This window comes from Arthrobacter sp. Y3223164 (assembly GCF_059091005.1).
In genome coordinates this window covers 1-1,931 of record NZ_JBNHGF010000457.1, presented here as the reverse complement: position 1 = coordinate 1,931, position 1,931 = coordinate 1, and the positions used below count along the sequence as shown (strand labels likewise).

At 57.2% G+C, this 1,931-nt stretch carries 2 rRNA genes; both read left to right on the top strand.

From position 1 onward, the window contains the following. Positions 1-1,586: ribosomal RNA gene (locus AC5RUJ_RS15350) — 23S ribosomal RNA — on the top strand; the annotation flags it as partial. A gap of 170 nt (positions 1,587-1,756) precedes the next feature. Further along, positions 1,757-1,873 (top strand): 5S ribosomal RNA (gene rrf, locus AC5RUJ_RS15345). Positions 1,874-1,931: the final 58 nt, after the last annotated feature.

Here is a 1,931-nt window from a genome sequence, read left to right as displayed (position 1 = left end):
CCGGTGATGCTAACCGCCCAAACCGTTCATCCGTGCCCTTCGGGGCCAGTATGGGCGGGGCGCGCGGGACCCGATCCGGGGAGGTAAGCGTATTAACAGGTGTGACGCAGGAAGGTAGCCGAGCCGGGCGATGGTAGTCCCGGTCCAAGGATGTAGGGTGAACGGTTGGCAAATCCGCCGTTCGTGAAGCCTGAGACCTGACGGGACCCCCGTATGGGGGGATTCGGTGATCCTATGCTGCCGAGAAAAGCATCGACGCGAGGTTTTAGCCGCCCGTACCCCAAACCGACACAGGTGATCAGGTAGAGAATACCAAGGCGATCGAGAGAATTATGGTTAAGGAACTCGGCAAAATGCCCCCGTAACTTCGGGAGAAGGGGGGCCCGGACCGTGAAGAAGCCTTGCGCTTCGGAGCGGGTAAGGGCCGCAGAGACCAGGGGGAAGCGACTGTTTACTAAAAACACAGGTCCGTGCGAAGTCGCAAGACGATGTATACGGACTGACTCCTGCCCGGTGCTGGAAGGTTAAGAGGACCTGTTAGCCCCTTCGGGGGCGAAGCGGAGAATTTAAGCCCCAGTAAACGGCGGTGGTAACTATAACCATCCTAAGGTAGCGAAATTCCTTGTCGGGTAAGTTCCGACCTGCACGAATGGAGTAACGACTTCCCCGCTGTCTCAACCATAAACTCGGCGAAATTGCACTACGAGTAAAGATGCTCGTTACGCGCAGCAGGACGGAAAGACCCCGAGACCTTTACTATAGTTTGGTATTGGTGTTCGGTGTGGCTTGTGTAGGATAGGTGGGAGACTGTGAAGCCCGGACGCCAGTTCGGGTGGAGTCATCGTTGAAATACCACTCTGGTCACTCTGGACATCTAACTTCGGCCCGTAATCCGGGTCAGGGACAGTGCCTGATGGGTAGTTTAACTGGGGCGGTTGCCTCCTAAAGAGTAACGGAGGCGCCCAAAGGTTCCCTCAGCCTGGTTGGCAATCAGGTGGCGAGTGTAAGTGCACAAGGGAGCTTGACTGTGAGAGAGACATCTCGAGCAGGGACGAAAGTCGGGACTAGTGATCCGGCGGCACATTGTGGAATGGCCGTCGCTCAACGGATAAAAGGTACCTCGGGGATAACAGGCTGATCTTGCCCAAGAGTCCATATCGACGGCATGGTTTGGCACCTCGATGTCGGCTCGTCGCATCCTGGGGCTGGAGTAGGTCCCAAGGGTTGGGCTGTTCGCCCATTAAAGCGGTACGCGAGCTGGGTTTAGAACGTCGTGAGACAGTTCGGTCCCTATCCGCTGCGCGCGCAGGAAATTTGAGAAGGTCTGTCCTTAGTACGAGAGGACCGGGACGGACGAACCTCTGGTGTGTCAGTTGTACTGCCAAGTGCACCGCTGATTAGCTACGTTCGGATTGGATAACCGCTGAAAGCATCTAAGCGGGAAGCCGGCTTCAAGATGAGATTTCCATCCCCTTCGTGGGGGAGAGGACCCCAGCCAGACCACTGGGTTGATAGGCCGGATGTGGAAGCGAGGACGAAAGACTCGTGAAGCTGACCGGTACTAATAGTCCGACAACTTACACCACACCACCCCCTGGGGTGGGTGATCAAAACATGCTACGCGTCCGCTATGTGGTTCCCAGACAACAACCGTTGTCGCATAAGGGAACAAAACAATTGAATACAGTTCCAAGCACAAGCTTGTAACCAACAGGTTTGCCGCCAACCCCCACCGGGGCGGGCGCGCACGAAGGGTTACGGCGGTCATAGCGTGGGGGAAACGCCCGGTCCCATTCCGAACCCGGAAGCTAAGGCCCACAGCGCCGATGGTACTGCACTCGGGAGGGTGTGGGAGAGTAGGTCGCCGCCGGACATTCTTTGAACACGGGAAGGCCCCGCCAACGATGGCGGGGCCTTCCCGCGTTTAACCA